The sequence below is a fragment of the Clostridium oryzae genome, from assembly GCF_002029235.1.
Classification (GTDB): Bacteria; Bacillota; Clostridia; order Clostridiales; family Clostridiaceae; genus Clostridium_AE; species Clostridium_AE oryzae.
The window spans coordinates 90,445-104,356 of sequence record NZ_MZGV01000013.1 but is presented as its reverse complement, the minus strand read 5'-3'; the positions used below and the strand labels follow the sequence as shown (position 1 = coordinate 104,356).

The 13,912-nt window shown below is 30.5% G+C and carries 9 protein-coding genes, 1 pseudogene and 2 CRISPR repeat arrays (1 of these 12 cut by a window edge); of the genes and pseudogenes, 2 read left to right on the top strand and 8 right to left on the bottom strand.

Annotation, left to right across the window (positions count from 1 at the left end; translation table 11 throughout):
- Window positions 1-11 precede the first annotated feature (11 nt).
- Window positions 12-437: direct repeats of the CRISPR family, unit length 30 nt; unit sequence GTTTCAATTCCTTATAGGTATTCTATAAAC.
- Window positions 438-700: 263 nt separating this feature from the next.
- From CLORY_RS08305 to CLORY_RS08270, 8 genes are all read right to left on the bottom strand, one after another.
- Window positions 701-1,735 carry a YdcF family protein gene (locus CLORY_RS08305; protein WP_079423180.1) on the bottom strand — a complete coding sequence of 345 codons (1,035 nt, stop codon included), beginning with the start codon at window positions 1,733-1,735 and terminating at the stop codon, window positions 701-703.
- Window positions 1,736-2,337: 602 nt separating this feature from the next.
- Window positions 2,338-3,474: a type III-B CRISPR module RAMP protein Cmr6 gene (cmr6, locus tag CLORY_RS08300; RefSeq protein WP_079423178.1), complete on the bottom strand. Its 1,137-nt coding sequence runs from the start codon at window positions 3,472-3,474 to the stop codon at window positions 2,338-2,340.
- A 2-nt stretch (window positions 3,475-3,476) separates the two neighbouring features.
- Window positions 3,477-3,875, bottom strand: a complete 399-nt coding sequence (cmr5, locus tag CLORY_RS08295; protein WP_079423176.1) for a type III-B CRISPR module-associated protein Cmr5 — start codon at window positions 3,873-3,875, stop codon at window positions 3,477-3,479.
- Window positions 3,868-4,761 (bottom strand): type III-B CRISPR module RAMP protein Cmr4, encoded by an 894-nt coding sequence (cmr4, locus tag CLORY_RS08290; protein WP_079423174.1) that lies wholly within the window; start codon window positions 4,759-4,761, stop codon window positions 3,868-3,870. The genes cmr5 and cmr4 overlap by 8 nt, the downstream gene beginning before the upstream one ends.
- Before the next feature lie 22 nt (window positions 4,762-4,783).
- Window positions 4,784-6,073 carry a hypothetical protein gene (locus CLORY_RS08285; protein ID WP_079423172.1) on the bottom strand — a complete coding sequence of 430 codons (1,290 nt, stop codon included), beginning with the start codon at window positions 6,071-6,073 and terminating at the stop codon, window positions 4,784-4,786.
- Complete coding sequence (locus tag CLORY_RS08280) at window positions 6,074-7,132, bottom strand: type III-B CRISPR module-associated Cmr3 family protein (RefSeq protein ID WP_079423170.1); 1,059 nt, start codon at window positions 7,130-7,132, stop codon at window positions 6,074-6,076. It lies immediately after the preceding gene.
- 2 nt (window positions 7,133-7,134) lie between these two features.
- The gene (locus tag CLORY_RS08275; protein WP_079423168.1) at window positions 7,135-8,886 is read right to left on the bottom strand and encodes a Cas10/Cmr2 second palm domain-containing protein; all 1,752 of its coding nucleotides are present in this window, start codon (window positions 8,884-8,886) and stop codon (window positions 7,135-7,137) included.
- On the bottom strand, window positions 8,883-9,887 hold the full coding sequence (locus CLORY_RS08270; protein ID WP_079423166.1) for an RAMP superfamily CRISPR-associated protein: 1,005 nt from the start codon (window positions 9,885-9,887) through the stop codon (window positions 8,883-8,885). The genes CLORY_RS08275 and CLORY_RS08270 overlap by 4 nt, the downstream gene beginning before the upstream one ends.
- Window positions 9,888-10,495: 608 nt before the next feature.
- Here CLORY_RS08270 and CLORY_RS08265 point away from each other — a divergent pair.
- A pseudogene (locus CLORY_RS08265) lies at window positions 10,496-11,713 on the top strand (ISNCY family transposase); the annotation flags it as partial.
- 389 nt (window positions 11,714-12,102) lie between these two features.
- On the top strand, window positions 12,103-12,273 hold the full coding sequence (locus CLORY_RS23240) for a hypothetical protein (RefSeq protein ID WP_169911563.1): 171 nt from the start codon (window positions 12,103-12,105) through the stop codon (window positions 12,271-12,273).
- 116 nt (window positions 12,274-12,389) lie between these two features.
- Window positions 12,390-13,912: direct repeats of the CRISPR family, unit length 30 nt; unit sequence GTTTCAATTCCTTATAGGTATTCTATAAAC; it runs 1,416 nt beyond the window's last position.

Sequence of the window (13,912 nt, the reverse complement as noted above, 5' to 3'; positions counted from 1 at the left end):
GCAATATATAGGTTTCAATTCCTTATAGGTATTCTATAAACCAATTTTATTATCAACTACGGTATTTTTCAAATGCATGTTTCAATTCCTTATAGGTATTCTATAAACTTAAAATGTATGAGATAAGTAAGGATAATGAGTTTGAGTTTCAATTCCTTATAGGTATTCTATAAACCATAACAGAAGTTAAAAAATTAAGCAGAGATGAATGTTTCAATTCCTTATAGGTATTCTATAAACCCAATTCAATGTATATATCCTTAGTACCAGTTTCTTGTTTCAATTCCTTATAGGTATTCTATAAACATGTTATAATAAGTACATAAGATAAAGAAAGGAAGGTTTCAATTCCTTATAGGTATTCTATAAACGGATGGAGACACAGCAGGAAACTTACTCAACAAGATGTTTCAATTCCTTATAGGTATTCTATAAACCCTTCCAACTCCCATTATATCAGGGCTTGCTATTTTGTCAATTTGTTACCCTTGTGTTAACAAAACCTGCAAGTCCTCTAGCTGGCTCATTATAAATTTCGTTGACCTCCCGGTGTCTTTGCACTACTGGAGGTCGACGAAAGATTATAATGTCCTTATTCGCTTTTCAACCCTCTTATAAATTCAACGCTCAAGCTTGTTTTTTCATTCAAAGTTTCTGCTTCCATTTTATCTCCAACATGGTCATTTTACCGTAACCTTTACTACCTTCGTGATAAATAAAACATAACCAGCGAAAAAATATATATTCCAGCTATTATCGCAACTATTGAAATATACCGCCATTTTCTTATAGCAATTACTCCTATAAACTCCCTTATAAAAGCACTGGGAACATAATAAAAGGCTGTCTTTGACCCAATGCCTTTTGTCCTCTTAATTTTGACCTTTCTAGCAAGAATACTTGCCCTAAAGACATGATAATTGTTAGTAACAAAAATACTATTCTTCTTTCCCCCATATTGCTCCATAATAGCTTTAGAAAACAAGAGATTTTCAAAAGTATTTCTTGATTTGTTCTCCATAAGTATATCTTCTTTGGGACATCCTTTTGAAATTAGATAGTCTGCCATTGCCTCTGCTTCAGAAATCTCTTCACCCTTTCCTTGTCCTCCAGAAACTATTATCTTAGCACGTTTTCCTTTCTTTTTCACCTGTCTATTGTAAAAATCAAGCCCCTTGTCCAATCTGCTGGCTAAAAGCGGAGAGACTTGATCTCCTCTTAAGAGTCCTGCACCGAGAATAATTATAAAATCTTTGTTATACCTTGTTGGCAGATACCTGTATACCACAGCTGAAATCAAAAAGTTAAACATAAGAAACAGTACAAACATAGTTATCATAAAACATGTGGTTAAACCAGTTATAATAAAACTGACTTGAGGATACACCGTGGATATCACAGCACAAACAATAATTAGTACAATCATTCCAATTATCCCTGCACCCATAAGTAAGGAGAGCATATTTGATAATCGCCTTTTTTCACGCCGCATCATTACCATTCCATTGTGAATCATATAAACTATAAAAGCTACAAAGGCAAGAAAAATCAACAGCATGGTTACTAAAAGAATCCATCCCGATACACTCCGCGGCAACATAAATACAATTGCTAAATAATAGATTGAAAAACTCATAAAAAATAAAAAGCCATTAATAATTCTGCTAGGATTCTGTATTTCCGATAAAATGAATAGTATTAAAAAAAAGCTTCCAAAAATTAAAGTATAATTCATAGTATTTTCCCATCCCGTCCCATAAGCATTAATAGTGAACCTTACCTGCAAAATTCTATTATCAAACTTTGCAATGGCATATCAGTAATTTGCATTCACACATTTATTTTATCATCCTAAACCTGTAACAGTAAAACATTATTATTTTTTACCCAATTATACCTCAATGTATAATCTCTCAGTTAAGCAATATATAGGTTGGAGACATTCGAAAGATTCCATAACTCTCCATATGCTAAAAGGCACTTTATCTTTCAAAGATTAAGTGCCTTTTTTCAATGTAATTCCTTGTAGGTGTTCTATAAACAATCATTTAACAATGCTTATCATATTGGAGACACTGGTTTTAATTCCTTGTAGGTATTCTATAAACTTGCCTCCTAGCCTTGCCAAGCCATCTATATTAGCACGTTTTAATTCCTTGTAGGTATTCTATAAACCTTCCAACTCCCATTATATCAGGGCTCGCGATTTTGTGATTTTGTTACCATTGTGTTAACAAAACTTTCAAGTCCTCTATCTGCCCCATTATTAATTTCGTCGACCTCCCGGTGTTTTTACACTACTGGAGGTCGACGAAAAAATATTTTATAAGGCTATATTTATTTTTCAGTTGGCAAATCAATTTCAAGTACATTGCAAACTTTTTCTATTCTCTTATAATCTTTATTTACTTTTTTCCCACATTTCCATTTATTATTATCCTTAAGATATTTCATCAAATATTTAGCCAATTTTTTTCTTTCTTCATCACCTAATATATCAATATTTTGATTAAATAACTCCATTATTGCTTGGTTCTTTTCTAATTTTCCATTTATTTTTTCTATATAATAAATATCTTTTTCTAATTCAGTCATGCCTTTCATAAGTTTATCAATCTTCTTTTTTTCTTCAAGCTTCGCTAACATTTCTATATCTTTTCTCAATGTATTCTCCAATTCTACCCTACCTACATTGAAATATCCATAGCCTACCGATGTTTTAGCGCCTAACCCTTGAAGTTCCAAAGCATCAGATAAATTTTTAACTAAAAAATACGCAAATTCATAGCTACATTCTCTTTTCATAATATCAATATTTCTTTCAATACCTATGGTAATTTTAAATTTTGCTTCTTTCACTACGGGAAATTTAACTAAATCAACTTTATCAGTATCTAACGGAAACTTGCATTTATCACTGTAATAATCTGCATGATGTTTTGCTATTATGTCATCTTGTATAGCATATTTTTGTTCAGGGAAAGCATCTAAAAATATCACTTTACCTTGATTAGTTTCATCGCCAAATATTCTTTTAACTTTATCATTATCTAGAGATCCAATTTCTTGTTCTAGATAATTTCTGAAGGTTCCCTTAATGGCTTGGGCTGGTATAAATGGAATTCCATATATATTATGTAGAGTAATATTAGCTTCATGAACTGAAGGTTCACCAAGACCTATTACCATTTTATCATTTACTTCACATTCAAAATTAATCCAAAAATATCTTTCCCAAAGACTACCTTTAATACTTTCAATGTTTTCATTTGCTTTTCTGCAGAGTTCTTGTTCCTTCTTACTTGCTGTATATTTAACGTTTTTTTCTTCATCAATATTCTTTGCAGCTTTTATGTTCTTAAATTTATCTCTTAAAAGTTTATAATTTCCATCTTGACCAACATTTTTCTTTAATCTGTTTACATAACTTCTTATAAGGGTATCAATAGAGTTTTTTGAATTATTATCACTCATATCTATTCCTCTCCCTCAATCATTCCATCAGCAAATCTTTTTATCCATCCAAATAATACAATCATCTCTCTTGTCACCAGAACATATTCTCTTTGGGATAATGAAGTTATTTTTTCTATAAACATGCTATTATCTATTTCCTGCTTTCCATCAAATATTCTAGTAAGCTTATAATTATTCGTACACCAATTTCTCATTTGTTCTAAGACTTTTCCATGTTCATTATTAGTTCCTTTAGAGAAAACAAATGCAAGCGTAAGTATAAGACCATTCCTTTGAATCAATGCAGACATTTTTTTCACTAAAGTTTTATATTTTTTCTGATTGGCCTTTTCTATAGAATTTACACATGACATAGCATATTGAGCCACATCTAGGTTTGTGTTCTTAATACTATTCATTCTCAGTCACCTCTTTATGATTTAGTAATTTAACAAAACCCTTTCCTATTGTAGCATCTCCACCTGCCTGGAATACCTCACCAACATTGCTATTGAAATAATCCATGACTTCACTTGCTGTCTTCTTATTAGCTTCATCAAATGAATCTGACCCTAGTGCTATAAAATATAGAACAGATTCTGAAGGCAGATACTCTTCTGTAAAAAGTCCAGTTTTTTCAGCAACACCGGTTTTTACATCTATCTTATTTCTGGTTATTATTTCTGTATACATTGAAACTAAATCAATATAATCCTTATCTGAAAGCAGTACAACTCTGTTAATATCTATACCTTTTAATTTATTTTCAAGAATAATTTTAATTCCATCTTTAACCTCATTGTCAGTGTTGTCAATATCAAACACATATTCCTCCAAAATCTGTTGTTGTTCTCCTTTAAAATCTTTAAATTGCCCATCTGCAACATCTATAAATCTTAGAAAATCTGATTCTTCTTCTATTTCTCCATCTGTCATTTTTAAATCTTCTATCCATCTCTGAATAACATATTTGCAGGTTATTAGTTTAAATATATCTGTTCCAGATTTTATGGGAAATAGCAATAACCTTGCATCTGTAAAACCAATAAGACTTGCATGATCATCTCCGTTTTCTGGACCAAATATTGAGTACATATCTTTTCTGATTTTTTCATCATTTTTGCAATTCAATTTGTCATATAAATGATGTTTTATTGATCCTTTTAAACTTGAAGCTTCTATCTTTGGTATATTTGAATGTTTTTCTCTCTGTATTGGCATATCCACAATTTCAAGTCCATCACCTGCACCTGCATGCAAAGGTGTTAACGCTTTAATATATACTATTTTTTTTTCTTTATACATTATTATTCTCCTTACATTTATTTTAATTATTTATATCTAATAATTTCTTTAATCTATCCTCAATTTTATCAATTGGCCAAACCTCAATTTCTGCGCTTTTAGCTGCTCTTACAGCTTGCTTTTGAGTTTGTAAAATAGACTCTTCTTTCAGTATTTCACCTTCATTTAATGGCGATAATACTATAGGCATTCCAAAAACTCCTGATAACCTATATGTTGTATAATTATGGCTCTTTGCATTGTTTCCTGTCATTCCACCTGATTTGCATTCAAAATTTATCAATTTCCCAGTTTTCGTTAGAAGAGCAATATCGAGCTCATCTACCATAAAGTTATAATCTTTGTCTTTTTTATCTTTAAATTCAGTTTTCAAACTTGACTGCATTTGAACTATTCTTTCATCGCTTTTTATAATATCAAAAATTTTATGAGACATAACTTTCTCAAATATATATCCAGCTGGAAACCCTTTATTAAGTTCCTCAGAATTATAAATGTCATATGGCTTTTCTGATTTTAGCAAACTGGTTTTTAATTCTGTTTTATTATTTTCTAGCATACAAAACAACTCTCTTATCTTCCTACATCTTTCATCTTTAGTTTGCAACTGATTTGTCTTTATCACATCTTCCCAAAAGCCACCTTTCTTCAAACCTTCAGTATCCATTTCATCTTTTATAATCTCATATAATTTTTGGTAATAATTATGTTCTTTCAAAAAATCAGTATTTGTGCTCAAGTTTTCTGCTTCAGCAACTTTATATATATGTGACCTGTCTAATCCGGCAGTGTTAAATCCTACAAGATGTAATGCAGTTTCAAATGTAAGCTCTTTATCAGCATAAGATCTGTCACATGTTATAAATTTACCTTTGTTATCATTTTCAATCAACTTCTCATTGTTTCCATCAATATACAGCAGTCTATCATTATTTCTTCTCTTTACAAAATCATATATTGCAAGGCAAATTAATCTTTGTCCACCAGTAATATGCCAATATATAGGTTCATTATTATCGCTATTATTTTTGTGTATACTACTGCTAATTCTATTTTTTATTGTGCTTAAATTATAAATTTCCTTATCTTCAAGTTTTATATCATTTATTTCTAAACTTAATGACTTCAATTCATCCTTCAACCATGTATCCCATTGAAAATTATCTATGTTATCACTCATTTTCCTTCTAGCATCTTCAGAAAATGTTATATTAAAAATTCTTTCCGGTTTTAATGCCCTTATAACAAGATAATTTGTTATCTGATTTAATGTAGAACATATAACTAAATTCTTAACCTTCGATTCTGCCATTTAAACTTCCTCCAATACTACATATCTATTAAATCCCTTAGCGTCATGAAATTCTTTTTTTAGTTTCATAGGTGTCTCAACTTCAAGTAAGGCTACGGTTCCAGCACTATACCCCTTGTACATTTTTCTTACGCTCCCTTTACCATTGTTTTTCATATCATATCCTCCAATATATATTGGCTTATCTGTTGCAAGTCCTAGAACTTTTACCTTGTTCTCAAAAATCTCTTCTATACCTTTTTCAAAAATCACTTCACTTATAAACAACACTTTAACTATACTTTTTTCATGCATTTCATATTCTCTGTTAAATTTTTCTACAGAATCATTCTTAACTTTTATGTATCTTGCTGCTTTGCTTTCTCCTCCCAGCTTTAAATATCCAGATGTCAAATCTTTTATAGTCATTCCATACTTCTGCTTAAGATAATTCATATTAATTTTATATTCAACAATATAAGTCCAATCATTATTTACAAATTCTGTTTGTTCTATTCTATACAAGCACTTATCCTGTGCTGTTCGTTTCAAAGTCTCAATTTTTAATCCAATTTTTTTATTCTTAACAAATATATCCCCCTCATCTATTAAATTAATAATAAAACTTTGATGCTTTGCATATGCATGAAACACGTCATCAACATTTATGTACTTTTTATCTGCTTTTTTATAATCTCTATCGACAGGCGATTGCAATATTTTATCAAGTGTTATAGATTTAAATTTTGCATCTCTCACCTCAAAATCACCAAATAAAACATTGCTATTAGAATTTACAAACAAATCCTTAGGTGCTTTTATATATGCCTTTTCAATTTTTTCATTATATAAATACACATTACCAATATTTAGAATATTTTGATGGTCATAATTTCCTTTTTCAAAAAACAATTTTCTAAATTCATTATTTTCACTTAATAATACACTATAAATGGCACCAAAAAAAACTGATGGATACGGAGTATTCTTACTACAAATATAATTATTTATCCCTTTACCGTAAGCACTTCCATCCCTAAAAAAGGTGTTATCGCATGGTTTTATACTTAATAATTCCATTACTACACCCCCTTCTCAAAATGGAAATTCAAACTGCACAATTTTTCATAAAGCTTAAAGGTATTTAATATATTTAGGAAATCTATAGTTATATGATTAGACCTATTTTCTGTATAATTTTCTAAATATAACTTATTAAGTAGTTCTATCATTCCGTTAATATAATGCACTCTATTTTCCTCTGAATTTCTTCCTTTTATACTTCTTCCAAGGAGTCTTTTCATTTCACATTTCATAATAGTTTTCAACGACAGTAAATTTTCAAAAGAAATATCTGTATAATTAAATTTTGAAAACTCTGTCTCATACCAATTTATATATGAGAATGATCCGTCTTCTTCAATATTCTCGTACTCTTTAACAAGGCTGTAAAATAGTTTAACTGTATTTCTCCTTAAATAGCAAACTATCTCTTTTCCATCATTTATAATATAGTTAAAGCTCACACCATTTTTATTATCTGCTTCCCTATTAAACCTAGTCTTAACACGCTCCAATTCTTCTCTACTTCTTTGTATAGAGTATCCTAACGGGTTATTGCACTTAGCTATAGTTGCACTTATTGAATATGATATTTTTCTAGTAATATCAAAATATTTTTTCATTTTATTCCATACTAATTCTTCGAATATTTTATCTATATTATCTAGCGCATACATTATTTCTTCAGTAGGTAATATTATGAGACTATCATCCCCACCTGAGTATACAACCTGACATTCAGACTTTTCAAAAAAACTCCTTAACTCTAGACCAAATTCAATCAAAAATGCCGAAAGCTTCTTCTGAAAGTTTTTCAATTCGTCTGTATCTTTATTCTTGAGAAATTCCCCCCTTATCCATTTTCCCAAATCATCTACATCTAGTTGCATAAGACAATACTCATAATCTGGAATTTTGATATCGTTTTTTTCATTATAGACTTTTTCTAATTCCTTTTTTATTAATATCAGCTTTGATTCAATCTTTTCATCTTTTCCTTTAAACTTTTTAATTAAATTACTCAACTGATTTACATCATAATATCTGTCTACTTCTTCAAAGCTTACTTTATTTACTTGTTTGAATACATCTAATAATTCAGAATTTATTTCCTGTAAAAACTTCTCATTGTTTTTCTTCCATACATTTATTGAAATAGAATAAATGGAGCTACTAAATTTCTGGTTTAATTTTTTATCTAAATATTCTCTTTTAAACAAACATGTTGGGCATAAATTCTCATCTTCTGCTACTCCTTTTTTTCTTTTAATATCATCAGTTAATCTAACAATATTTCTTTTACCACATATTGAACATTTTTTTCCTCCCTCCTGGCAGCTTTGAGTAAACATATATGTATTCTTCAGGCTTCTCATCAATCTTTCAAGTTTCAAATATGTACTATGATAGTTATCAACTGCAAAATCTTTTATTCCCCAAAACAAATAGAAATCATCTTTAAATTGCTTTACCAATTTCTCATTACCCTGAGCAAGTTTATTATAGACACTTTCTTCTATATTTTTCATATCTATTACGTTTTCAGCTTCAAACACCATATAATTCGAACAGTCTCCTGTGGCATCAATATCTAAGACATCATAGTTAGGATATATGAGCCTCGCCTCCGCATCCTTTTCCTTAATAAACTTAATTATATTTTTCATAATATCCGACATTATTTTGCTACTAACATATAGATCACTTAACTTTCTAGATTCTTTTATATACGCCTGTATAGGTCCCACTGTGACTCCAATCAAACAACTCATTTCGTTTTTCCTTTCACAATTTCTATTAATTTTTCAATATATGCTTGTACATACTTCTCGTTATATACTCTTACATTTTCCTTCTGAGTTTTATCTAAACTTTTCATAATATAATCATAATTAAGTTCCTTTATAACCATACACTTTTCTCTTGCATATTCAGAAAAAGAAACACAAACTGGAAACGCAAACCTTTGGTTTTCGCCTTTATAAGACTTCACTGTATCTCTTTCTCTAATTTTTTTATCTGCATAAAAACCAAAATCATCTTTAAGCCTGTCATGTGTCAATTGAGATATTTCTTTCAACAAAACCTTGTAATTACTTCCGTCATTGAAGGGAATTACCTGTATAGCTTTTATGTATGGATATTTCAATCCTTCACCTTTTCTCTTCAACTTTCCTTTAACTGCATTAAATTCAAATATATCTTCATTATTTAATTGTAATAAAATCTCTAGTGTCGATTTTTCCAATAAGTTATAAGCTTCCTTCTCACATTTAACATCGGTAACTGTAAATGAACCAAATCCTTTCCTTGAACGGCCTCCAAGCCCACCTAGGATTGATGCTTGAATTAAAAGCTTTATGTAAAAATACATATCAATATTATCTTTACATGTCATAAGTAGTTTTACTATGGATTCTTCTTTTACACAGGGCCTCTTCGACCTATCTTTTTCCTCTGTTTTATGTGGTAACATATACTCTGATATCTCATCAATTTTTATCTCTTTTATCCTAAAACTTATAGGTGATTTTATACCTCTACTATCAACCTCTGGAATCTTTAATATAGTTCCAAACGTTTTTCCTTCTTCAACTTTCATACTTTGTAAATCTTTAAAGCAGCCTAATTCTCTAAATGTGCTTCTTATAAGCGATTTCAATTCAGTTATCCTAAATTCTACATTTTCCTTTTCCTTACTTAGCTTCTTATCCCTATTTCCATAGCTAAACATCGGAGTTATTATTTTTATTTCTATTTCTGCTTTCTTCAAACTTTTCATCGCCACCTTTTAATTGTTACCAACTATTTTTTATTAACAAATCCTAAATTTAAATGCACTATATACTAGGTAATGCCCTAATTTTATATTTCTACAATTTTATTACCATTCCTCTAAAAATTTACACGATATTGTATCTTTTAAAAACAGATAAAAAAATAAGCACTTCATTACAAAATGCTTAAGATTTTTCCATTTTTTAAATCGGGTTAATACCCAACATTCTTTTAAAGCTATTATAGTTTTACCGATAGGTAGTCTATAACCCTTGGTTACTCTGTTTGATATCATGACTTCTTACTAGTTTGATTCATTATAGGTATTCTATAAACCCTTTCAACTCCCATTATATCAGAGCTTGCCGTTTTGTCAATTTGTTACCCTTGTGTTAACAAAACCTTCTCTGATTGAAATATGATATGTCTTATTGTACCAAAGATGATTATGTCCCAAATATAGAATATGTAGTATAATAAAACCTCATTAGTAGGAGATGGGGTGGACATAATTAGAAAGGTAGTTTTAAGAATGAACGAAGAGATGAAGTTTAGAGTGATAAAGAAGTTAGTCGAGAATAATGGTAACAAGTAGAGAGTAGCAATAGAGGAAGAAAGCCAGCTATAGCACTTGATGACACAGTCAAACAAGACATTGTCGATTTATATAGAACTAAATATGAAGATTCAAATCTTACACATTTCTCAGAACTCTTAGAAGAATTTGAAGGAATAAAGGTTTCAGCAACCACTATACGTTCCATCCTTATGAAGGAATTCATCCTGTCACCTAAGGCAAACCGCTCTTCTAAGAAGGCTTTACACAAGAAGTTAGAAGCTATGAAAAAGGATACTAGATCAAAAAAAGAAGCCACGATTATTCAGAGTGCTATTCTTGATATTGATGATGCCCATCCTAGACGCCCTAGATCAGCTTATTTTGGTGAGATGCTTCAGATGGATGCTTCTCTTCATCTTTGGTTTGGACAGGATAAATCTCAGCTTCATATTGCTGTTGATGATGCTACAGGTACAATTGCTGGTGCTTATTTTGATACTCAGGAAACGCTTAATGGCTATTATAACGTACTTTATCAGGTACTAACCAATCACGGAATTCCTTATATGTTCTACACTGATAGGCGTACTGTTTTTGAGTATAAACAAAAAAAATCTCCTTCTGTCGAAGAAGATACTTTTACTCAATTTGGATATGCGTGTAACCAGTTAGGTATTGAGATTAAAACCAGCAGCATTCCACAAGCCAAAGGACGTGTGGAACGCTTGTTTCAAACCTTACAATCACGACTACCTATCGAATTGCGTCTTGCCGGTATAAGCTCAATTGAACAGGCAAATGAATTTTTAAACTCCTACATAAAAAAATTCAATGCTCAATTTGCTTTACCTGTTGATAATATCAAATCTGTGTTTGAAAAGCAATCCAATTTGAAAAAAATTAACTTAACTCTTGCAGTGCTTGCTAGCAGAAAAGTAGATAACGGATGCTGCATAAAATATAACAAACAGTATTACCTGCCTGTGGATACTAACGGTTACCCTGTGTACTATCATAAAGGCACCTCTGGTGTAGTAATTAAGGCATTTAATAATGAACTGTATTTTTGTGTGAATGAAAAAGTTTATGCGCTTGAACTTCTTCCGAACCATGCTCCTTCATCAAAGAACTTTGACTTGGTTGAGGCTCCAAAGGAGCCAAAGAAACGTTACATACCACCAATGAGTCATCCGTGGAAACAAGCTTCATTTGAGCAGTATTGTAATCAGCAAGTTCACCATAAAAATGAAATCACAGCTTAAAATTCTTATTGTTTTTCTAGCTTAGAAATTAATTTGATTCTAAGGTTTGTTTTCCATGCCTTAAAATTTAGGTTTCAATGTAATAAAGCACCAGCAAAAACTGGTGCTAATGTTTAACGTTTTTCGGGACATTTTCAAAAATGGTTTACATAGCTAATCACACCATAATATTCCACTACGTATTCATCTATAATCATGATAACATATTCATGTAAAATATTTAATATCCACAGAAGGATGGCTGTGGAGGTTTTGAACGTTTTGTCTTCGCCACTGGGCACCTTAACCATGCTCGCTCTCACTCGCAAGTTGCCCGTAAAAGTCCATTTAGGACTTTTACCTTCTGTGCTATTAGTGAAGTCCATCATAGCTAAGAAGGTGGTATTGTATTGATTATACTATTTGTAAAGTTATTAAAATACATAGCAATCATATATATTGTTAGGTTAGTCTTAACTCACAATCTATTTATAGATCATTTAAAAATTAGTGTAAAGCTGTTAGGACTTGATATAGAAGTTTCAAGCAAAGAAAAAAGCACCACATCCAGCAAAGATTAAGTACATTTTTCTATAACCCTAAAAAAACATTCTAGGTTATACTTAGTGTTACCAGCACTAAGCATTTCTTATTTTTATTATATCAAATTTTTTATAAAAATAGACATCAATTTTTTGATGCAATTCCTCATAGGTATTCTATAAACACACAGCTCGGTAATATATCCAATTTACAAGAGTCGAGTTTCAATTCCTCATAGGTATTCTATAAACAAAACCATAGATTTCATAGAAAGAATGTTGACTAGGTTTCAATTCCTTATAGGTATTCTATAAACTGATATGGCAACAAAATATAATGATGATGTTCTGAGTTTCAATTCCTTATAGGTATTCTATAAACCAGAACTTAGAAAGGCGTTAGGATTATGAAAAGGAGTTTCAATTCCTTATAGGTATTCTATAAACTACAACGGAACACTGGAACTCTTCTCTGCTAGACTCGTTTCAATTCCTTATAGGTATTCTATAAACATACTTTATATGCGATAATGTATATGATTTATATAGGTTTCAATTCCTTATAGGTATTCTATAAACAGAAAAAAAGAAAAAAATAACCGGTACAATGGCTAAGTTTCAATTCCTTATAGGTATTCTATAAACCAAAATATAGAGATTTGTTAGAATCATATGTATTTGAGTTTCAATTCCTTATAGGTATTCTATAAACTAGTTTAATTGAGTATTTATATGATTATTATTGAATGTTTCAATTCCTTATAGGTATTCTATAAACATCCATCTATCGGTACGCCCTAACTCATGAAGTTCTTGTTTCAATTCCTTATAGGTATTCTATAAACCTAAAGCACACCTATATTGCGTTGCAGGCTTTTTTAGTTTCAATTCCTTATAGGTATTCTATAAACTATCAATATCACTTGTACGTTCTATACCGTAGTTTGGTTTCAATTCCTTATAGGTATTCTATAAACTAACACCAATTCATAACTCGTCTCCTTCCTAATGCAAGTTTCAATTCCTTATAGGTATTCTATAAACCGGAGGCTTTCAAACCGAATGATCGTATTGCACTTGGTTTCAATTCCTTATAGGTATTCTATAAACTAGAGGAAGTGATAGCATGAATAAATACGTTAAAGATAGTTTCAATTCCTTATAGGTATTCTATAAACTGGTCGTAATATCTGCCATTTGCGTATTAATATCAGGTTTCAATTCCTTATAGGTATTCTATAAACTCTCACCTCGTTCTCTGAAATACTCTTGCACAGCTTGGTTTCAATTCCTTATAGGTATTCTATAAACGAGAACCCTTTTTCATCTATATAAACGAAATGCTGTAGTTTCAATTCCTTATAGGTATTCTATAAACATTTTGTTCTTAGCGTAGTAGACTGCTTCCATTTCATGTTTCAATTCCTTATAGGTATTCTATAAACTATCAATCTGGCGGAGAAGGAAAAAACGTGGTTTTGTTTCAATTCCTTATAGGTATTCTATAAACCCAAACAAAGCTTCTTTATCCGTATAGCCATTGTAGTTTCAATTCCTTATAGGTATTCTATAAACTACAGCAACGAACATATGTGACTTTATAGTATTCGCGTTTCAATTCCTTATAGGTATTCTATAAACATCTAAAAAGAACTATTGGACTGAGCACTATTATAGT

Bases quoted from the DNA above. Each gene is read 5' to 3' on its own strand.
- CLORY_RS08305 (WP_079423180.1), bottom strand. From the start codon at position 1,735: ATGAATTATACTTTAATTTTTGGAAGCTTTTTTTTAATACTATTCATT.
- CLORY_RS08285 (WP_079423172.1), bottom strand. From the start codon at position 6,073: ATGGCAGAATCGAAGGTTAAGAATTTAGTTATATGTTCTACATTAAAT.
- CLORY_RS08280 (WP_079423170.1), bottom strand. From the start codon at position 7,132: ATGGAATTATTAAGTATAAAACCATGCGATAACACCTTTTTTAGGGAT.
- cmr4 (WP_079423174.1), bottom strand. From the start codon at position 4,761: ATGTATAAAGAAAAAAAAATAGTATATATTAAAGCGTTAACACCTTTG.
- cmr5 (WP_079423176.1), bottom strand. From the start codon at position 3,875: ATGAATAGTATTAAGAACACAAACCTAGATGTGGCTCAATATGCTATG.
- cmr6 (WP_079423178.1), bottom strand. From the start codon at position 3,474: ATGAGTGATAATAATTCAAAAAACTCTATTGATACCCTTATAAGAAGT.
- CLORY_RS08275 (WP_079423168.1), bottom strand. From the start codon at position 8,886: ATGAGTTGTTTGATTGGAGTCACAGTGGGACCTATACAGGCGTATATA.